The organism is Rhodopseudomonas palustris (genome assembly GCF_003031265.1).
GTDB lineage: Bacteria > Pseudomonadota > Alphaproteobacteria > Rhizobiales > Xanthobacteraceae > Rhodopseudomonas > Rhodopseudomonas palustris_H.
Genome location: NZ_CP019966.1, coordinates 5,065,212 through 5,084,389, shown reverse-complemented (window position 1 = coordinate 5,084,389; position 19,178 = coordinate 5,065,212). Strand labels below are relative to the sequence as shown.

The following is a 19,178-nucleotide window of genomic DNA, read 5'->3' as shown; positions in this document are numbered from 1 at the left end:
GCATCCGGCTGCCCGCTGATCCGCCGACCCTAGCCACGCCAGAACGACGGCTTCTTGGCCGTCGGTGCCGGCTCGGCACTGGCGGGTGGTGTCGCCGCCGCCGGCACGGCTTCGGCCGCATCGCGCGCGCTGCCGCTGAGCAGTCGTTTGCCGACCGCCCAGAAGCCGCGGCCGACATCATCCATCATCATGAACACGGCAGGCACGAAGATCAGCGACAGCACCGTGGAGAAGATCAGGCCGCCGATCACCGCCAGCGCCATCGGCGAGCGGAATTCGCCGCCGGCGCCGAATGCCAGTGCGCTCGGCATCATGCCGGCCACCATCGCGATCGTGGTCATCACGATCGGGCGGGCGCGCTTTTGGCCGGCGTCGATGATCGCGGCGTCGCGGCTCTTGCCCTCGCGCATCGCCTCCATGGCGAATTCGATCAGCATGATCGCGTTCTTGGTGACGATGCCCATCAGCATCAGGATGCCGATCCACACCGGTGTGGTGAGCTGTTTGCCGGTCAGCAGCAGCGCCCCGATCGTGCCGCCGATCGACAGCGGCAGCGAGAACAGGATGGTGATCGGCTGCAGGAAGGTGCCGAACAGCAGTACCAGCACCGCATAGACCATCATCAGGCCGCCGCTGATCGCCGTGGCGAAGCCGTCCGACAGTTCGGCGAGGTTCTCGGCATCGCCGGAGGGGCTGACTTTGACGCCCTTCGGCAGCGACTTCATCACCGGCAGCTCGTTGATCTGCTTGGTGGCGTCGCCGAGTGCGGAATTGCCGACCAGGTCGGCCGCGACGGTCGCCTGGCGCAGCCGGTCATAGCGGTTGATGCTGGTCGGGCCCTGATCGAACTTGACGTCGGCGACGACGGACAGCGGCACCGCGCCGCGGCCGCCATAGATCGGCACCTGAAGCTGTTCGAGCGTGGCGAGCTCGCCGCGCGCCGAATCCTCGAGCTGCACCCGGATCGGCACCAGCCGGTCGCCGGCGTCGAACTTGGCGAGCGCCGGGCCGACGTCGCCGATGGTCGCAACCCGGATGGTCTCGGACAGGCTTTCGGTCGAGACGCCGAGCCGGGCGGCGAGATCGGCGCGGGGGCGGATCCGCAGTTCGGGCCGGTCCAGCGCGGTTTCCGAGATCACGTTGGAGATCAGCGGAATCCGCTTCATCTGTGATGCGAGTTCCTGGGCGACGTTGTTGACGACGGCGCTGTCGTCCCCGGTCACCACCAGCGAGATCGCGCGCAGGCCGTTCTCGTCGAGGAACCAGTAGCGGATGTCCGGCACCTGATCGAGCTGCCTGCTGATCGCGTGTTCCAGCTCGCGCTGGGTGATCGAGCGGTCGTGCTTCGGCGTGTAGTTGATGATCAGCGAGGCGCGGCGCACTTCCTGGATGCCGGGCGGCACCCGGCCGCCATCGACGAATACGCTCTTCACTTCGGGTCGCTCGCGCAGCAGTTTGACGATCGCCTCGGTGGTCTTCTCGGTGGTGCCGATCTGGGTGCCGGGCGGCAGCTGCATCGCCAGCACCGAGCGTGCGGTGTCTTGCGCCGGCAGGAACCCCTGCGGCAGCAGCACGATGCTCCAAATCGAAGCGGCGAAGATGCCGAGCCCGATCAGCACTGTGATGTAATAATGCTGCACCGACCAGGTGACGACCCGCGTATAGGCGCGCAGCACGCGGCCCGGCGGTTTCTCGACATGCGGATGATCTTTCAGGAAATACGCCGCCAGCACCGGCGTGACGAACCGCGCCGCCAGCAGCGAGAAGAACACCTGCACCGAGACGGTGATGCCGAACTGCTTGAAGAACTGTCCGGCGATGCCCGACATGAAACTGGCCGGCGCGAAGATCGCGATGATGGTCAGCGAGATCGCGATCACCGCGAGGCCGATCTCGTCGGCGGCCTCGATCGCCGCCTGATAAGGCGATTTGCCCATCCGCATGTGGCGGACGATGTTCTCGATCTCGACGATGGCGTCGTCGACAAGGATGCCGGTCGACAGCGTGATCGCAAGGAAGCTGACGAGGTTCAGTGAGAACCCCAGCATGTCCATCGCCCAGAACGCCGGGAAGATCGACAGCGGCAGCGAGATCGCCGCGATCACGGTGGCGCGGAAGTCGCGCAGGAACAGGAACACCACGATGACGGCCAGGATCGCGCCCTCGAACAGCGTCGAGATCGCCGCCTCGTAATTGCCTTTGGTGTAGTCGACCGAGGTGTCGATCAGCTTGAGCTCGACGTCGGGATATTGCGCCTTCAGCGCGTCGATCCGCTTCTGCACCGCCTCGGCGACCACGACGTCGCTGGCGCCCTTGGAGCGCTTGATGCCGAGCGCGACCACCGGCTCGCCGTTGAAGCGCGCGAAAGTGTGGCGCGCCGCGATGGTGTCGGTGACGGTGCCGAGATCGTCGAGCCGCACTTCGCCGCCGGCATTCAGGCTGATCATGGTGCCGGCGAGATCGTTGAGCGTGCGGGCGCCGGCGAGGGTGCGGATCGCCTGATCGTTGTTACCGATCTCCGCGCGTCCGCCGGCGAGATCGACATTGGTGCCGCGCAGCCGGCGAGACACGTCGAGCGCGGTCAGCCCTGCGGCTTTCAGCCGGTCGGGATCGAGCGACACCAGGATCTCGCGCTCGACACCGCCGATGCGTTCGACCTGGGCGACGCCGCGCACGCCCTGCAGCGCGCGTTTGACGACGTCATCGACGAACCAGGACAGTTGCTCCGGCGTCTTGCCGGGCGAGATCGCCGCGTAGGTGACGATCGGCAGGCCGATGACGTCGACGCGCTGGATCAGCGGTTCATTGATGTTCTGCGGCAGGTTAGCGCGGACGCGCGTCACCGCGTCTTTGACGTCGTTGAGCGCGCGGTCGGTGTTGGTTTCCAGCGCGAACTGGATCGTCGTCACCGACAACCCGTCGGTGATCGACGAGGCGATGTGGCGGACGCCTTCGACACCGGAGACGCCGTCCTCGATCGTCTTGGTGACCTGCGCTTCCAGTTCGGCCGGCGCCGCGCCGAACTGCGACACCGCAACCGAAATCACCGGGATGTCGGCGCTCGGCAATCGCGTCACCGCCAGCTTGGTGAAGCTGATCCAGCCCAGCGCCAGCAGGATGATCGAGAACACGATCGAGGGCAGCGGATGCCGGATCGACCAGGAGGAAACGTTGAGGCCCATCAGCGCGCTTTCGGTCGCTCGGAATCGTCGGTGAAGATCGGCTTGATGCGGTCGCCGTCGTGCAGCGAGGTGCCGGCGTCGGCCACCACGATCTCGCCTTCGCGGACCCCGTCGATGATCTCGATCGCATGATCGGAGGTCAGGCCGACCTTGACCGAGCGAGTTTCGACGACGTTGTCCTTCACCACCTGTACGGTGGCGTGGTCGATCGCGGAGCGCGGGATCGCGACGCCGCAGCTTCGCCGCGCATCGATGGTGACGCGCACGAACATCCCGACCTTGAGGGCGGGCGAGGCGGCGAGCGCAATCCGCACCTGGCCGAATTGAGTCTTGCGGTCGATCTGCGGCGCGGCGAGCCGCACCGTGCCGGTGAGTTCGGTGCCGTCGTCGCGGCTGATCCGCGCGGTGGCACCGGGGCCGACCTTCAGGGCGTGAATGCTCGGCACTTCGGCATCGATTTCGAGGTCATTGCCGACCGCGATCCGCAACATCGGTCCTGCGAGCGGCGAAGCGGGTGCGCCGGCGATCGTCCGCACCTCGGTGATCAGGCCTGCAGCCGGCGCCTTCAGCGTCCTGTTGCCGCCGGGGCCGGTCACGCGAACGAGATCCTGATTGTCGGTCACGACATCGCCTTCGCGCACCAGCACGTCGGTGACGCGGCCGTCGCTATCGGCGATCACCACCGCTTCCTTGCGCGGCACCACGAAGCCGGTGACCCGAACCTTGTCGGAAAAGCAGGCGCTGGTCGCCTTGGCGACGACGACCTGCACACCGGCATTGCCGGCGGGCTGATCCGCATGAGCCATCGTGACCAGGCCACAGAGCAGGCCGGCAGCGATCGCAGCGCGTGCCGGCGACAGGTTCGGGCGGATCCACGCATTGATCATCTTGGTACTCGGCGAACTTTCGACTGGCCTGGCGTTAGTCCGGTTTCGCGCGCGGGCGCGCCGGGCCCTCTATACACCGACCAATAGTGACAAAACAGCGAAGGCGTCCCGCGGCAGCGGAACGCCTTGAAACGACGCCGGTATCAGCTGGAACGCTGCTCATTTGGCCGCGGCGCTCTGATCCGACATGTTGACCACCTGCACCCGGCGATTGACGCCGCTGTTGGGATGCGCCGGATCTTTAAGCCGGCTCTCGCCGTAACCGACGGTGACGAGGTCGGCGCCCGCGATGCCGTACTTCTCGACCAGCGCCCGCTTGATGGTGTCGGCGCGACGTTCCGACAGGTCCTGATTGAACGTGTCACTGCCGACGCTGTCGGTATGGCCGGCGACCACGAAGGTTGCGCCCTTCAGATTGGCGCTGGAAAGCGCCTTGCCGAGTGCTTCGACCGCCGGCGCCGCCTGGTGGCTGATCGTGGCGGAGTTGTAGTCGAAGGTGATTTCGAGATCGATGTTCGGCTTGTCCTTGGTGATCTCGGCGATCTGAGTCCGTTCGGCGGACGACAGCGATCGTGTCGGCCGGTTGCGCAGGCCGTCCACGAACTTGATCTGAGCTGGGTCGGCGGTTGCGGCAGCCGGCTGTGCGGCCGACAGGCTGCGGGTCAGCGGCTTGTTCGGCGTCAGCGCCCGCACGATCTGGTCCGACGTCACCTCTCCGGCCGATGCTGCGCCGAACGGGAGAGCTGCGCCGAGACCGAGCATGAAAGCGCCGAGCAGGGCGCGGTGTCGGGCTGCGGTCTTCCTGGTCATCGTTCGGTCTCCTGCGATTGGCGGGCGTTCGCTGGCGGAGGATCTGGATCGCGTGGTTCCTGATCGTCGCGCCATCGCGGCGGCAGGTTCAATGCCGCGGGGCGGTGAAGCGGAACTGTCACGCCTACTTCACGCCGTAGCCGGCGAACTCCTTGCCGATATTGGGATCGAGCTTTTTGGCGGTGGTCAGGTCGATCTCGCCTTCGGAGGCCAGCCCGATCCGCTTGCGCGCCAGCCCGCGGCCGTACAGCGACGAGGTCAGACGTGGATTGACTTTGAGCGCGGCGTCGAAGTCGGCGATCGCGGCCTTGTCGCGTCCGCTCTTCAGATGCAGCAGCCCGCGGCTATCCAGCGCATCGACGAAGTTCGGACGCAGCAGCAGCGCCTGGTCGCAGTCGGCGAGCGCGGGCTCGAGTTCGCCGATCACGGTCCGCACCCAGCAGCGGTTGTTGTAGGCTTCGACGTCCTTGCCGTTCAGCCGGATCGCTTCGTCGAAGTCCTTGATGGCGGTCCGGTAAGCGCCCTTGCTGGCATAGACCTGACCGCGCCGGTAATACGCATTGCCGTCGGACGGCTTGTCTGCAATCTGCGCGGTCAGTGATTTCACCGTCGGATCGCTGGCGAGCGCCAGCACCAGTTTGTCGTCGTCGCCGCCGCTCGCCGGCTTTGCTTCCGCGGCCTGCGGGGGCTTGGCCTCCGGTGGTGCTGGTGCCGGCTTAGCGGCTTCCACTGGCGCAGTGGCGGCCGCCGGTTTCTCTGCAGTCGGTTTGTCCGCCGTCGCGACGCCGGGGGCAAAGACAAAGTCTTCGGCCAATGAGGACGAGATCCACGGCACCTGCTCGCCGCGCGAGGCCCGGGTGACCGTTGTCCGGGTGCGATTGAACGCTTCCTCGGCGGACAGCCCCGGCGTGCGTATTTCCTCGCGCAACGCGCCGACGAACGAGCTGTGCGCACTGTCATTGTCGGTGACGACGGCGCTCAGTGCGGCGGCGTACATCACCAGCGATCCGCTCGGAGCGATCACCGGAGCGAGGCCGGCGGAGAAACTGCGAAAGCGGCGCTCGAACGGATTGCGGCGCGAGGCGTCGACCAGTGCAATTTTGACCGATGCGCCGCGACTGTTCAGCTCATTGAGAACGCTCTCGAGCGCGATGCCGTCCCGCCGCACGTCGGGCTCGGTCCAGATCTGCGCATCGACCGGGATCAGGTAGCTCTGCCGGCCCGACTGGATGCCGAAGCCGCTGAAGAACACCAGCGCGGCGGCGCCGGGTTTGGTCCGCTGATACAGCCGGTCGAACGCACGGCGCATCGCATCGCCGCTCAGGTCCTCGCCGAGTTCGGCATCGAAGCCGGCACGCTTCAGCTCGTCGGCGACCCCGCGGGCATCGCTGACCGCTTGGCTTAGCGGCTTGTCGGCATCCGGATATCTGGTGTTGCCGATCACCAGCGCGACCCGCGGCGCCGAACTATCGGCCGCAGAGGAGCGCGGCACGGCGATCATCGCGGCGACCATCAGCACGACCAAACCGAGACGGATCTTCATGCGATGCGGGACCTGCAGGGGCGGGGCTGCGTGGACGAGGCGATTAACTCAGTCTTTGTGCACCGCATCTCACCCCGCCGTCGCTGCGCCTGTCAATCGTCCCTGGTTGCGCTCCGATCGTCTTAGCAGCCCGGTATTTCCAGATCGCGACGCGTGATCGGGAAGCGCTATCCGACCGACGCCGGCAGCTTTGTTGGCGCCGTCTCGGAATGGTCGTGGCTGGCCTGGATCAGGTTCAGATGTCGCTCGATCTTGCCGAGCGCTGCGGCGAACTGTTCGAGTTCGCGGGACGACAGGCAGGACAGGATGTCCTGCTCCTTGCGTTTCAGCCGGGGAACCAGTTCGAGATACAGGGCGCGGCCTTTCTTGGTGAGGCGCAGCCGAAACTCGCGGCGGTCGTCTTCGTTTTCGACCCGTTCGATCAGTTCGCGCTCCAACAGGCCGTTCACCGCACGGCTGATCGTCGATTTGTGCGTGCGTGTGCACTGCGCAATGAACTGGGCTGTGCAGGCGTCGTTGCGAAAACCGAGCGTGGCGAGAATGCGCCAGCCGGGAATATCCAGCCCATAGCGCTGCTGATACTCCTCCGACAGCGCGGCGCTGACTTCCGCGGCCAACCGGTTGAGCTGGAACGGCACGAACGAGAACAAATCGAGCTTCGTCAAAAAAAATCTCCGGGGCCGGGTTGCGCGGCGCGACGACTGCGGCTTAGATAGTTGCAAATGAAACTATCACGCAGGAGGACGCCTTGACCAGCGCTTTGCACGGGACGGGTCGGCAGGGCTGAGGCCGATGGCCCATCAGGAGCATTTTCAGTTCGGCTATCGCCGGCATCCGGATCAGGATCGCCAGGACCCCGCGCGCCATCCGGTCGTGGTGGTCGGCGCCGGTCCGGTCGGATTGTCGCTGGCGATCGATCTGGCGCAGCGCGGCCAGAACGTCGTGCTGCTCGACGATGCCGATCGGATCGGCGAGGGCTCGCGCGCGATCTGTTTCTCCAAGCGCGCGCTCGAAGTCTGGGACCGGCTCGGCGTCGGCGCGCAGATGGTCGAGAAGGGCGTCGTCTGGCAGGTCGGCAAGATCTTTCGCCGCGACGAGATGGTGTATCGCTTCGACCTGCTGCCGGAGACCGGCCACAAGATGCCGGCCTTCATCAACCTGCAGCAATACTACGCCGAGGCATTCCTGGTCGGCCGGGTGCAGCAACTGCCGGGAATCGATCTGCGCTGGCGCAACAAGGTGACGGCGCTCGCCCAGCACAATGATCACGCCGAACTGACGATCGAGACGCCGGACGGGACGTATCGTCTCGCCGCCGACTACGTGATTGCGTGCGATGGCGCCCGCTCTAGCCTGCGCGGCATGGTCGGTGCCGAGTTCGCCGGCGAAGTGTTCGAAGACCAGTTCCTGATCGCCGACGTGAAGATGACGGCCGAGTTTCCAACCGAGCGCTGGTTCTGGTTCGATCCGCCGTTCCACTCTGGGCAGTCGGCGCTGCTGCATCGCCAGCCCGACGACGTCTGGCGGATCGATCTGCAGATCGGGCCCGAGGCAGATGCCGCGGTCGAGCGCCAGCCGGAGCGGGTGCGGCCGCGGATCGAGCGGATGCTGGGCCACGGCGATTTCAGCTTCGAGTGGATCTCGATCTACAAGTTCCAATGCCGGCGGATGCAACGCTTCCTGCACGAGCGGGTGATCTTCGCCGGCGACTCCGCGCATCAGGTGTCGCCGTTCGGCGCGCGCGGCGCGAACTCCGGTCTGGAGGACGGCGAGAACCTGGCCTGGAAGCTCGATCTGATATTGCGCGGGCAGGCGCCGGCGAGCCTGCTCGACAGCTACGATATCGAGCGCAGCCAAGCGGCCGACGACAACATCCGTCACTCCACCCGTTCGACCGATTTCATCGCGCCGCATTCCAAGCAGGAACGCCGGCTGCGCGATGCGGTGCTGGCGCTGGCGCACGATGTCGAATTCGCCAAGCGGATGGTCAATGCCGGTCGGCTATCGACGCCCTCGGTCTACGACTCGCCGCTCTCGACCCGCGACACCGATGAGTGGAGCAGCGGGCCCGAGCCTGGAGCCGCGATGCGCGATGCGCCGCTGAAGACGGCCGACGGCGCGCCGATCTATCTGACCGAAGCCTTCATGCAGGCCGGCGGTGGCTTCGTGCTGCTGGAGCGCGCCAACGGTAGCGCGGCGCCGGTGCCGCAAGGCGTCCGCAGTCTCCGGATCGGCGGTGACTCGCCGCTGCGCGATGACGAAGGCGTCTTTGCCGCGCGCTACGACGCGACACCCAGTGCGGCCTATCTGCTGCGCCCCGACGGCTACGTCGCCGCCCGGTTCCGCCATCCGACGCAGGCTGCCATCGACGCAGCGCTCGCGCGGGCGTGCGGGAGGGCTGCGCCATGAGTGCCGTGTTGTCGACCAAAAGCAATTTCGCCGATCCCGATGCCGCCTATCGGCTGATCGTCGAGGCGCATCGCGGCCTCAGCGACGAACAGAGCGCGGCGCTCGATGCCGCGCTGGTGCTGATCCTCGCCAATCACATCGGCGATCTCGATTTGCTGCGCGAGGCGACGGCGTTGGCGAAGCGGGGCGTGGTGGATGGGCAACGGGAGTGAGTGACATCAACGAAACCGCGCGGCGCAAGCTCGTCGCCCCAAGGTTCGTCATTCCGGGGCGCGCCGCCAGGCGCGAAACCGGAATCTCGAAGTGATGGTGTGAAGCGGCAGTCGCAGAACAGCTCGGGATTCCGGGTTCGCTCGCTGCGCGAGCGCCCCGGAATGACCAACTAAAACAGAGTAAGGAATACACATGGCCAAAGGCTTCGCCTCCACCACCGACCTCGCCGAGAAGAAGGTGACGTTTTCCGAGATCGGGCCCGATCTCTATGCATTCACGGCGGAGGGCGATCCGAATTCGGCGGTGATCGTCGGCGAGGACGGCTGCTTGGTGTTCGACGCCCAGGCGACGCCGGCGATGGCGGGCAAGGTGATCGAGCGCGTTCGCAGCGTCACCGACAAGCCGATCAAATACGTGGTGCTGTCGCACTATCATGCGGTGCGCGTGCTCGGCGCGTCGGCCTATCAGGCGCAAGGCATCATCGCGTCGCAGGAAACCTATCGGCTGATCGAGGAGCGCGGTCAGCAGGATTGGGATTCGGAATACGGCCGGTTTCCGCGGCTGTTCCAGGATGCCGAGAGCATTCCGGGGCTGACCTGGCCGACGCTGGCGTTCGACGGCGAGATGTCGGTCTTTCTCGGCAAGCGTGAGGTGCGGCTGATGCAGCTCGGCGCTGGCCATACGTCGGGTGACATCGTCGCCTGGGTGCCGGACGCGCAGGTGATGTTCACCGGCGACCTCGTCGAGTATCACTCGGCCTGCTATTGCGGCGACGCGTATTTGCGCGAGTGGCCGGCGACGCTGAACGAGATCCGCGAGTTCAATCCGAAGGCGATCGCGCCTGGGCGCGGCGACGCGCTGAAGGGACTGGAGACCACGCGCGAGGCGATCGCGATGACGCGCGATTTCGTCGGCACGCTGTACGGCGCCGCCGAGATCTCGGTCGCCAAGGGCCGCAGCCTGAAGGAGACCTGGGACGCCACCCGTGAGGTGATGGATCCGAAGTTCGCGTCCTTCGCGATCTACGAGCACTGCCTGCCGTTCAACGTGTCGCGCGCGTTCGACGAAGCCTCGGGCATCGACGATCCGGTGATCTGGACCGCCGAGCGCGATCGCGAAATGTGGGCCGCCCTGCAGGGCGGTTAGTCCGAACCGCGAGCGTAGCTTCGGCCGCGTCCGCGCCAACCGATCGGAGGACGACCATGAACATCAATGCCGCGCCGCAGATCCTCGGCGGCTCATCCCAAGGCATCACGCCCGGCTACATGTCCGGCTTCGGCAATTCGTTCGAGACCGAGGCGCTGCCCGGCGCACTGCCGGTCGGACGCAATTCGCCGCAGCGCTGCGCCTATGGTCTCTACGCCGAGCAGTTGTCCGGATCGCCCTTCACCGCACCGCGCGGCGCCAACGAGCGATCGTGGCTGTATCGCATCCGCCCGTCGGTGAAGCACTCCGGCCGCTTCGCCAAGGCCGAGATGGGGTTGTGGCGTTCGGCGCCGTGCTACGAGCACGATTTGCCGATCGCGCAGCTGCGCTGGGACCCGCCGCCGATGCCGCAGGACAAGCTGACCTTCCTGCAGGGCGTGCGCACCATGACGACGGCCGGCGACGTCAACACCCAGGCCGGAATGGCGACGCATCTCTATCTGATCACCCAATCGATGGTTGATCAGCACTTCTACAATGCCGACGGCGAGATGATGTTCGTGCCGCAGCAGGGCAGCCTGCGTCTCGTCACCGAATTCGGCGTCATCAGCATCGAGCCGGCCGAGATTGCCGTGATCCCGCGCGGCGTCAAGTTTCGGGTCGAACTGGTCGATGGCCCAGCGCGCGGTTATCTGTGCGAAAACTACGGCGGCGCGTTCACGCTGCCGGAGCGCGGCCCGATCGGCGCCAACTGCCTCGCCAATTCGCGCGACTTCCTGACGCCGGTCGCCGCCTATGAGGACAAGGACACGCCGACCGAGCTTTATGTGAAATGGGGCGGTTCGCTGTACGTGACCAAGCTGCCGCATTCGCCGATCGATGTCGTCGCCTGGCACGGCAACTACGCACCGTACAAATACGACCTGCGAACCTATTCGCCGGTCGGCGCGATCGGCTTCGACCATCCCGATCCGTCGATCTTCACCGTGCTGACCTCGCCGTCCGAGACGCCCGGCACCGCGAACATCGACTTCGTGATCTTCCCCGAGCGCTGGATGGTGGCCGAGAACACGTTTAGGCCGCCGTGGTATCACATGAACATCATGTCGGAGTTCATGGGGCTGATCTACGGCGTGTACGACGCCAAGCCGCAGGGCTTCGTTCCGGGCGGCGCGTCGCTGCACAACATGATGCTGCCGCACGGGCCGGATCGCGAGGCGTTCGACCATGCCAGCAATGGCGAATTGAAGCCGGTGAAGCTGACCGGCACGATGGCGTTCATGTTCGAGACCCGCTATCCGCAGCGCGTCACCGAATATGCCGCGACCTCCGGGCTGCTGCAGGACGATTACGCCGACTGCTGGAACGGCCTCGAAAAGCGCTTCGATCCGAACCGGCCATGACCAGAGCTCCGGATCACGACGCCGCGGTGCTGTACGGCTACTTTCGTTCCTCCGCGGCGTATCGGGTGCGGATTGCGCTCAACTTGAAGAACATCGTGGTGGCGCAGCGCTACGTCCACCTGCGCAACGGCGAACAGAACCTCGAGGCGTTCCGCTGGATCAATCCGGCCGGCCTAGTGCCGTATTGGAGCGAGGGCGAGTTCAACCTCGGGCAATCGCTGGCGATCATCGAATATCTCGATGAGACTCATCCCGAGCCGCCGCTGCTGCCGAAAGATCCGAAGGCTCGCGCCATCGTCCGCGAGATCGCCTATGCGGTGGCCTGCGACATTCATCCGATCGGCAACCTGCGCATCCTGAAGCGGCTGAGCGAACTCGGCGTCGACGAGATCGATCGCGCCCGTTGGTCGAAAGAATGGATCGAGCAAGGCTTCGCGGCGATCGAGGCGCGGCTGGCGCAGACGCCGGGGCCGTTCGCATTCGGCCATAGGCCGACGCTCGCCGACATCTGCATCGTCCCGCAAGTGTTCAACGCCCGTCGCTTTGATGCCGACCTAGCCCCATTCGAACGCATCCGCCAGATCGAAGCCGAAGCAATGAAGCTCGACGCCTTCGTCGCCGCCGAGCCGGGCCGGCAGCCGGATGCGGAGTGAACGTGACGAATACCCTCCCCTGGAGGGGGAGGGTCGCTCGCGTCAGCGAGCGGGGTGGGGTGGCGAAGAGTTCATCCGCCGTGCCCGCAGCACACCCCACCCCGTCCCGTATCCCGCTGCGCGGGCTGCGTGCCGACCCTCCCCCTCCAGGGGAGGGTGAAGAGAGCTTCACGATCCGGCCAAGCCGATCAACGTTCCAGGACTAAACATGCACCCCAACGACCCGCGTCTGCGCTCCTTCGTCGATGTGAAACCGGAATCGGACTTTCCGATCCAGAACCTGCCTTACGGCGTGTTCTCGACTGCAGATCATCCATCACCGCGCGTCGGTGTCGCGATCGGTGATCATGTGCTCGACCTCGCAGCATTGCAGGCTGCGAAGATGCTCGATCTGCCGGAGGGCGTGTTCGCACAAGGGGCGATCAACGCCTTCATGGCGCTCGGGCCGAACGTCTGGCGCAGCACGCGGGCGCGGATCAGCGCGCTGCTGCGGTACGACAATGCCGAGCTGCGCGACAATGCGGAGTTGCGCGCCAAGGCGCTGCTGCCGATGCGCCAGGTGAGGCTGCATCTGCCGCTCCGCGTCGAGGGCTTCACCGATTTCTATTCGTCAAAGGAACACGCCACCAATGTCGGCTCCATGTTCCGCGACAAGGCCAATCCGCTGCTGCCGAACTGGCTGCACATCCCGATCGGCTACAACGGCCGCGCCTCGACCGTTGTGGTCAGCGGCACTCAGATCCATCGCCCGCGCGGTCAGCTCAAGCCGCCGTCGGCGGCGCTGCCGAGCTTCGGACCGTGCAAGCGGCTCGATTTCGAACTCGAGATCGGCGTGGTGGTCGGGCAGTCCTCAGCGATGGGCTCGATGCTGACCGAACAGCAGGCCGAGGAGATGATCTTCGGCTTCACGCTGCTCAACGACTGGAGCGCGCGCGACATCCAGCAATGGGAGTACGTGCCGCTCGGGCCGTTCCAGGCCAAGGCGTTCGCGACCTCGATCAGCCCATGGATCGTCACCCGCGAGGCGCTGGAGCCGTTTCGCGTGGCTGGGCCGGTGCAGGACCCGGCGCCGCTGCCGTATCTGCAGCAGAAGGGCGCCAACAACTACGACATGGCGCTGGAAGTCGCGGTGCGGACGCCTGCGATGCCGCAGCCGGCGCAGATCAGCGCCACCAATTTCAAATACATGTACTGGTCGTCGGTGCAGCAGCTCGTGCACCATGCCTCCAGCGGCTGCGCGATGAGCGTCGGTGACCTGCTCGGCTCCGGCACGGTGTCGGGCCCGGAGAAGGATCAGCTCGGCAGCCTGCTGGAATTGAGCTGGAACGGCTCGGAGCCGGTGCAGCTGCCGGGGGGCGAGACCCGCGGCTTCCTCGAAGACGGCGACAGCCTGGTGATGCGCGGCTGGTGCCAGGGCGACGGCTACCGCGTCGGCTTCGGCGAGGTCGAGGGCACGGTGTTGGCGGCGAAGTGACCGCCGGCCGTGTCATTCCGGGGCGCGCCGCCAGGCGCGAACCCGGACTCTCGAGGTGATCATGATTTCGGGATTCCGGGTTCGCTCACGTTCGTGAGCGCCCCGGAATGACGAGTCGCGGCAGTTACTTCCCGCCCCAGGCCTTCACCACGTCGCCGATCTGCGAATGCACCGGCGGGCGGGCGGCCGAGGGGGTGCGGGAGAAGCGGGGGGCGGGGGCCGGCTGGGTATGGCCCTCGTGATTGATGAACACCTCGCGCGCCACCATGTGCGGATGCTTGGTGGCTTCCGACATCGTCAGGACGGGTGCGAAGCAGACGTCGGTGCCTTCCATCAGCTTGCACCATTCGTCGCGGCTCTTGGTCTTGAACACCGCGGCGAGCTTTTGCTTCAGCGCCGGCCATTGCTTGATGTCCATCTGGGCGTCGTAATCGGCGTCGGTGAGCCCGGCGATCTGGCGCAGCAGCGCGTAGAACTGCGGCTCGATCGAGCCGATCGAGATGAACTGGCCGTCGGCGCATGCATAGGTGCCGTAGAAGTGCGCGCCGCCGTCGAGCATGTTGCTCTCGCGACCTTCCTTCCAGCGGCCCGCCGCGGTCATGTCGAAGAACATCGTGATCAGCGAGGCGGCGCCGTCGCACATCGCGGCATCCACCACTTGGCCCTTGCCGGACTTCGAGGCTTCCAGCAATGCGGCGAGGATGCCGACGACGAGATACAGCGAGCCGCCGCCGAAATCGCCGACCAAGTTGAGCGGCGGCACCGGCTTCTCTGCCGGGCCGATCGCCGCGAGCGCGCCGGTGATCGAGATGTAGTTGATGTCGTGGCCGGCGGCCTGCGCCAGCGGGCCGGTCTGGCCCCAGCCGGTCATCCGCGCGTACACCAGCTTCGGATTGCGCGCCATCACCACGTCGGGGCCGAGGCCGAGACGCTCCATCACGCCGGGGCGGTAGCCCTCGACCAGCGCATCGGCGCTATCCAGCAGCTTCAGCACGTCGGCGACCGAGGCCTTGTCCTTCAGGTCGACGGTGACGACGGTGCGGCCGCGCGCAGCGGCGCCCTGCGGCTTCTGGCCGGCGCGCACCAGGGTGATCACCTCGGCGCCCATGTCGGCGAGAAGCATCGAGCCGAACGGGCCGGGCCCGATGCCGGCGAATTCGACGATGCGGGTGCCGGAGAGCGGGCCGCTGACGTTGGTTTTCGTGGTCGGCTTGGGGGAGGCGGTCATTGTGTCTTGCACCTTGGGTGTCCATTGTTGTTGTCCGCGCGCGGCGCGGAGCGGTTGTTGTCAGGATCAATCACCATGTCCGGCGTGCTCCGGGCAAGTGACTTTTCGTCCCAGCGCCGCATGCCGCCATGCTGCGGCACCGCACAAAAACAAAGCGGCGCGCGAAACCGCGCGCCGCCTGCCGTGTCATGGAATTCCTCAGCCGGCGGCCTGCACCGCGCGCTGCGCCATCACCTTGATCAGGTTGGCGCGATAGTCGGAGGTGCCGTGGATGTCCTCGATCAGGCCATTGTCGGAGACCTTGATGCCGTCGAGTGCCGACGCCGACCAGTTCGCCTTCAATGCGTCTTCGATCACCGGCACCCGCATCACGCCGTCCTGCGAGGCGCCGGTGGCGGCGGCGCGGATCTCGCCGCTCTTCAGCTTGGCGACGAACACGCCGGTCAGCGCGAAGCGCGACGCCGGATTGCGCATCTTGGCGTAGCCGGCCTTCTCCGGAACCGGGAACGAGATCGCGGTGATCATCTCGTTGTCGTCGAGCGCCGTCATGAACAGCCCCTTGAAGAACTGATCGGCCGGGATCTCGCGCTTGTTGGTCTTGACCGTTGCGTTCAGCGCCAGGATCGCGGCCGGATAGTCTGCGGCCGGATCGTTGGTGGCGACCGATCCGCCGATCGTGCCGCGATAGCGCACCGCCGGATCGCCCAGTACCGAGGTGAGATGCGCGATCGCCGGGATCATGCGCTTCACGTCGGCATTGTGCATGATGTCGTAATAGGTGGTCGCCGCCTTGATGGTCAGCGTGTCGCCGCTGGCCTCGATCCCGATCAGCGCCGGGATCTTGGCGATGTCGACGAGATCGCCCGGTGCTGCGAGTCGCTGCTTCATCACCGGCAGCAGCGTATGGCCGCCAGCGAGGAATTTGGCGTCGCTGCCCTTGGCGATCAGCGCCACGGCTTCGTCGACCGAGGAGGCGCGGTGATAGTTGGTGGAATACATGGGTATCTCCTGTCAGAGATCGATTGTTTGTCTGTCCAACAAGCTCTCCGTCATTGCGAGGAGCGAAGCTCTGGATTGCTTCGCGGAGCCTGTGCCCGGACCGCGCGACGCGCGGACCCGGGTGCTCGCAATGACGGTCTTATTCGGCCGCCTGTTGCAGTTGCATCGCGTGCCAGACCCGGTCCGGCGTCGCCGGCATTTCCAGCCGGTTGTTGCCGATCGCGTCGGTGATGGCGTTGATCACCGCCGCGGACGCACCGATCGCGCCGGCCTCGCCGCAGCCCTTGACGCCGAGCGGATTGCCCGGACACAGCGTCGTGGTGTGCGAGATCTGGAACGACGGCACGTCGTCGGCGCGCGGCATCGCGTAGTCCATGAACGAGGCGGTCACGAGCTGACCGCTGTCGTCGTAGATCGCGTTCTCCAGGATCGCCTGGCCGATGCCCTGGACCAGGCCGCCATGCACCTGGCCCTCGACGATCATCGGGTTGATCAGCCGCCCGAAGTCGTCGACCGCGACGAAGTTGACGAACGAGGTCTTGCCGGTGCCGGGATCGACCTCGACTTCACAGATGTAGGATCCGGCCGGGAAGGTGAAGTTGGTCGGATCGTAGAACGCGCTTTCCTTCAGGCCGGGCTCCATGCCGTCCGGCAGGTTGTGCGCCGTGTAGGCGGCGAGCGCGACCATCGGCAGCGCGATCGCCTTGTCGGTGCCGGTGACTTTGAACTCGCCGTTCTCGATGACGATGTCGTTCTCGCTCGCTTCGAGCTGATGCGCCGCGATCTTCTTGGCCTTGGCTTCGACCTTCTCCATGGCCTTGAAGATCGCCGACATGCCGACCGCGGCCGAGCGCGACCCGTAGGTGCCCATGCCGAACTGCACCTTGTCGGTGTCGCCGTGCACGATCGACACCTGGTTGATCGGGATGCCGAGACGATCGGCGACCAGTTGCGCGAACGTAGTCTCGTGGCCCTGGCCGTGGCTGTGCGAGCCGGTCAGGATCTCGATGGTGCCGACCGGGTTGACGCGGACTTCGGCCGACTCCCACAGGCCGACGCCGGCGCCGAGCGAGCCGACTGCCTTGGACGGGGCGATGCCGCAGGCCTCGATGTAGCAGGACAGGCCGATGCCGCGCAGCTTGCCTTCGCTCTTGGCCTTGGCCTTACGGCTTGCGAAGCCGGCGTAGTCGATCGCCTTCAGCGCGGCGTCGAGCGACGCGTTGAAGTCGCCGGTGTCGTAGGCCATGATCACCGGGGTCTGGTGCGGGAACTGGGTGATGAAGTTCTTGCGCCGCAGTTCGGCCGGATCGACCTTGAGCTGCCGCGCCGCGGTCTCGACCAGCCGCTCCAGCAGATAGCAGGCCTCGGGCCGCCCGGCGCCGCGATAGGCGTCGACCGGCGTGGTGTTGGTATAGACGCCCACCACCTCGGTATAGATCGCCGGGATGTTGTACTGGCCGCTCAGCAGCGTCGCGTACAGATAGGTCGGCACCGACGACGAGAACAGCGACATATAGGCGCCGAAATTGGCGTAGGTCTTGACCCGCAGCCCGAGCATCTTGTTGTCGGCGTCGAACGCCATCTCGGCTTTCGACAGATGATCGCGGCCGTGCGCGTCGGTGACGAAGGCTTCGTTGCGGTCACCGGTCCACTTCACCGGGCGGCCGGTTTTCTTCGAGGCCCACAGCGCCACCATCTCTTCCGGATAGATGAAGATCTTGGAGCCGAAGCCGCCGCCGACATCGGGTGCCACCACCCGTAGCTTGTGCTCGGGGGCGATGTTGTAGAACGCCGACAGCACCAGGCGCGCGACATGCGGGTTCTGCGATGTGGTGTAGAGCGTGAAGTGCTCTTCGGCCGGATTGTATTCGGCGACCGCCGCGCGCGGCTCCATCGCGTTCGGCACCAACCGGTTGTTGGTGAGCTCGATCGAGACGACGTTGGCGGCCTTGCTGAACGCCTCGTCGGTCGCCTTCTGGTCGCCGATCTCCCAGTCGTACACGATGTTGCCGGGCGCTTCGGGGTGAAGCTGCGCTGCACCATCGGCAATCGCCGCCTTGATGTTGGCGACCGCGGGCAGCTCTTCGTAGTGCACCACCACGGCCTCCGCGGCGTCGCGGGCGAGGTTCTTGCTCTCGGCGATCACCACCGCGACCGCCTGGCCGACGAACCGCACCGTCTCCGGCGCCATCGCCGGCCACGCGCCCATCTTCATCGCCGAGCCATCCTTGGAATGGATCGCCCAGCCGCAGATCAGGTTGCCGACCTTGTCGTCGACGATCTGCTGGCCGGTGAGCACGTCGATCACGCCCGGCATCGCCTTGGCGGCGTCGAGTTCGATGCCGGTGATCTTGGCGTGCGCGTGCGGGCTGCGCACGAAATGCGCGTAGGTCATGCCCTGCAGCTTGATGTCGTCGACATAGCGGCCGCGCCCGGTGATGAAGCGGCGGTCTTCCTTGCGCGCGACGCGCGCGCCGATACCCTCGATGCCCATGTGCAATTCTCTCCCTTCGACTGCTTTGGCCGCGCGGATTCGGAACGTCGCGGGTCGCAGCCATCATTCGAACGTGTGGTCGGCGACGAAAACGGCAGGCGGGCAGGCGGCCTATTCGGCGGCCTGCGCCACATTCATGCGGGAGGCGGCGTCGAGCACCGACTTGACGATGTTATGATAGCCGGTGCACCGGCAGATGTTGCCTTCGAGCTCGTGGCGCACGGTCTCTTCGTCGAGATTGCCGCCGTAGCGGTGCACGATGTCGATCGCCGACATGATCATGCCGGGCGTGCAGTAACCGCACTGCAAACCGTGATTGTCGCGGAACGCCGCCTGCATCGGATGCAGTTCGTCGCCCTTGGAGATGCCTTCGATCGTGGTGATGTTGGCGCCGTCGACCTGGCCGACCAGCGTCGTGCACGACTTCACCGCACGACCGTCGATATGCACCACGCAGCAGCCGCACTGGCTGGTATCGCAGCCGACATGGGTTCCGGTCAGGCCGAGATGATCGCGCAGCAGATGCACGAGGAGTGTTCGATCCTCGACATCCGCCGTCACGAGCTTGCCGTTGACGGTCAGTGAGACTTTGGACACGCGTCAGTCCTCCCGATGAATTTTTAATTGTTCCAATTAGAAGCGCGGCGGCCACACTTTGCAACTGGGATTTTTCGCTACTCGGATGACCTCCAGCTTCAAGCTTTGGTGACGGTTTAGTGACCGCCGCAAACTACGCG

Annotated in this window: 15 protein-coding genes; 6 read left to right on the top strand and 9 right to left on the bottom strand. The window is 65.8% G+C overall.

Annotation, left to right across the window (positions count from 1 at the left end; translation table 11 throughout):
* Positions 1-29: 29 nt before the first annotated feature.
* The 5 genes from RPPS3_RS23600 to RPPS3_RS23580 all read right to left on the bottom strand — a co-directional run bounded on the left by RPPS3_RS23600 (position 30) and on the right by RPPS3_RS23580 (position 7,087).
* Entirely contained in the window at positions 30-3,182 is a 3,153-nt protein-coding gene (locus RPPS3_RS23600) for an efflux RND transporter permease subunit (protein WP_107346215.1), read from the bottom strand.
* Positions 3,182-4,069 carry an efflux RND transporter periplasmic adaptor subunit gene (locus RPPS3_RS23595; RefSeq protein ID WP_107346214.1) on the bottom strand — a complete coding sequence of 296 codons (888 nt, stop codon included), beginning with the start codon at positions 4,067-4,069 and terminating at the stop codon, positions 3,182-3,184. Before RPPS3_RS23595 ends, RPPS3_RS23600 begins: the two co-directional genes overlap by 1 nt.
* Before the next feature lie 159 nt (positions 4,070-4,228).
* Positions 4,229-4,879, bottom strand: a complete 651-nt coding sequence (locus tag RPPS3_RS23590) for an OmpA family protein (protein ID WP_107346213.1) — start codon at positions 4,877-4,879, stop codon at positions 4,229-4,231.
* Between the two features lie 124 nt (positions 4,880-5,003).
* A complete protein-coding gene (locus RPPS3_RS23585) occupies positions 5,004-6,422 on the bottom strand; it encodes a caspase family protein (protein WP_107346212.1) in 1,419 nt (472 codons plus the stop codon).
* Positions 6,423-6,589: 167 nt separating this feature from the next.
* On the bottom strand, positions 6,590-7,087 hold the full coding sequence (locus tag RPPS3_RS23580; RefSeq protein WP_199852175.1) for a MarR family winged helix-turn-helix transcriptional regulator: 498 nt from the start codon (positions 7,085-7,087) through the stop codon (positions 6,590-6,592).
* A gap of 127 nt (positions 7,088-7,214) precedes the next feature.
* Here RPPS3_RS23580 and RPPS3_RS23575 point away from each other — a divergent pair, with 127 nt between their 5' ends.
* The 6 genes from RPPS3_RS23575 (at position 7,215) to fahA (ending at position 13,720) form a co-directional block, all read left to right on the top strand.
* Positions 7,215-8,831: an FAD-dependent oxidoreductase gene (locus RPPS3_RS23575; protein ID WP_107346210.1), complete on the top strand. Its 1,617-nt coding sequence runs from the start codon at positions 7,215-7,217 to the stop codon at positions 8,829-8,831.
* Complete coding sequence (locus RPPS3_RS23570) at positions 8,828-9,043, top strand: DUF2783 domain-containing protein (protein ID WP_107346209.1); 216 nt, start codon at positions 8,828-8,830, stop codon at positions 9,041-9,043. Before RPPS3_RS23575 ends, RPPS3_RS23570 begins: the two co-directional genes overlap by 4 nt.
* Positions 9,044-9,236: 193 nt before the next feature.
* Positions 9,237-10,190: an MBL fold metallo-hydrolase gene (locus RPPS3_RS23565; protein WP_107346208.1), complete on the top strand. Its 954-nt coding sequence runs from the start codon at positions 9,237-9,239 to the stop codon at positions 10,188-10,190.
* A gap of 56 nt (positions 10,191-10,246) precedes the next feature.
* A complete protein-coding gene (hmgA, locus tag RPPS3_RS23560) occupies positions 10,247-11,593 on the top strand; it encodes a homogentisate 1,2-dioxygenase (protein WP_107346207.1) in 1,347 nt (448 codons plus the stop codon).
* Positions 11,590-12,246 carry a maleylacetoacetate isomerase gene (maiA, locus tag RPPS3_RS23555; RefSeq protein WP_107346206.1) on the top strand — a complete coding sequence of 219 codons (657 nt, stop codon included), beginning with the start codon at positions 11,590-11,592 and terminating at the stop codon, positions 12,244-12,246. The genes hmgA and maiA overlap by 4 nt, the downstream gene beginning before the upstream one ends.
* A gap of 208 nt (positions 12,247-12,454) precedes the next feature.
* Positions 12,455-13,720 (top strand): fumarylacetoacetase, encoded by a 1,266-nt coding sequence (gene fahA / locus RPPS3_RS23550; protein ID WP_107346205.1) that lies wholly within the window; start codon positions 12,455-12,457, stop codon positions 13,718-13,720.
* A gap of 124 nt (positions 13,721-13,844) precedes the next feature.
* On the opposite strand, the gene RPPS3_RS23545 is transcribed toward fahA, so the two are convergent.
* The 4 genes from RPPS3_RS23545 to RPPS3_RS23530 all read right to left on the bottom strand — a co-directional run bounded on the left by RPPS3_RS23545 (position 13,845) and on the right by RPPS3_RS23530 (position 19,038).
* On the bottom strand, positions 13,845-14,948 hold the full coding sequence (locus RPPS3_RS23545) for a CaiB/BaiF CoA transferase family protein (RefSeq protein ID WP_199852174.1): 1,104 nt from the start codon (positions 14,946-14,948) through the stop codon (positions 13,845-13,847).
* 198 nt (positions 14,949-15,146) lie between these two features.
* Positions 15,147-15,947, bottom strand: coding sequence for an FAD binding domain-containing protein (locus RPPS3_RS23540; protein ID WP_107346203.1), 801 nt, complete (start codon positions 15,945-15,947; stop codon positions 15,147-15,149).
* A 139-nt stretch (positions 15,948-16,086) separates the two neighbouring features.
* Complete coding sequence (locus tag RPPS3_RS23535) at positions 16,087-18,441, bottom strand: xanthine dehydrogenase family protein molybdopterin-binding subunit (RefSeq protein ID WP_107346202.1); 2,355 nt, start codon at positions 18,439-18,441, stop codon at positions 16,087-16,089.
* A 111-nt stretch (positions 18,442-18,552) separates the two neighbouring features.
* Positions 18,553-19,038 carry a (2Fe-2S)-binding protein gene (locus tag RPPS3_RS23530; protein ID WP_013504476.1) on the bottom strand — a complete coding sequence of 162 codons (486 nt, stop codon included), beginning with the start codon at positions 19,036-19,038 and terminating at the stop codon, positions 18,553-18,555.
* Positions 19,039-19,178 lie beyond the last annotated feature (140 nt).

Coding starts and splice junctions, on each gene's coding strand:
- RPPS3_RS23600 (WP_107346215.1), bottom strand. CDS start 3,182: ATGGGCCTCAACGTTTCCTCCTGGTCGATCCGGCATCCGCTGCCCTCG.
- maiA (WP_107346206.1), top strand. CDS start 11,590: ATGACCAGAGCTCCGGATCACGACGCCGCGGTGCTGTACGGCTACTTT.
- RPPS3_RS23565 (WP_107346208.1), top strand. CDS start 9,237: ATGGCCAAAGGCTTCGCCTCCACCACCGACCTCGCCGAGAAGAAGGTG.
- RPPS3_RS23540 (WP_107346203.1), bottom strand. CDS start 15,947: ATGTATTCCACCAACTATCACCGCGCCTCCTCGGTCGACGAAGCCGTG.
- RPPS3_RS23570 (WP_107346209.1), top strand. CDS start 8,828: ATGAGTGCCGTGTTGTCGACCAAAAGCAATTTCGCCGATCCCGATGCC.
- RPPS3_RS23535 (WP_107346202.1), bottom strand. CDS start 18,441: ATGGGCATCGAGGGTATCGGCGCGCGCGTCGCGCGCAAGGAAGACCGC.
- RPPS3_RS23595 (WP_107346214.1), bottom strand. CDS start 4,069: ATGATCAATGCGTGGATCCGCCCGAACCTGTCGCCGGCACGCGCTGCG.
- RPPS3_RS23575 (WP_107346210.1), top strand. CDS start 7,215: ATGGCCCATCAGGAGCATTTTCAGTTCGGCTATCGCCGGCATCCGGAT.
- fahA (WP_107346205.1), top strand. CDS start 12,455: ATGCACCCCAACGACCCGCGTCTGCGCTCCTTCGTCGATGTGAAACCG.
- RPPS3_RS23545 (WP_199852174.1), bottom strand. CDS start 14,948: ATGACCGCCTCCCCCAAGCCGACCACGAAAACCAACGTCAGCGGCCCG.
- hmgA (WP_107346207.1), top strand. CDS start 10,247: ATGAACATCAATGCCGCGCCGCAGATCCTCGGCGGCTCATCCCAAGGC.
- RPPS3_RS23590 (WP_107346213.1), bottom strand. CDS start 4,879: ATGACCAGGAAGACCGCAGCCCGACACCGCGCCCTGCTCGGCGCTTTC.
- RPPS3_RS23585 (WP_107346212.1), bottom strand. CDS start 6,422: ATGAAGATCCGTCTCGGTTTGGTCGTGCTGATGGTCGCCGCGATGATC.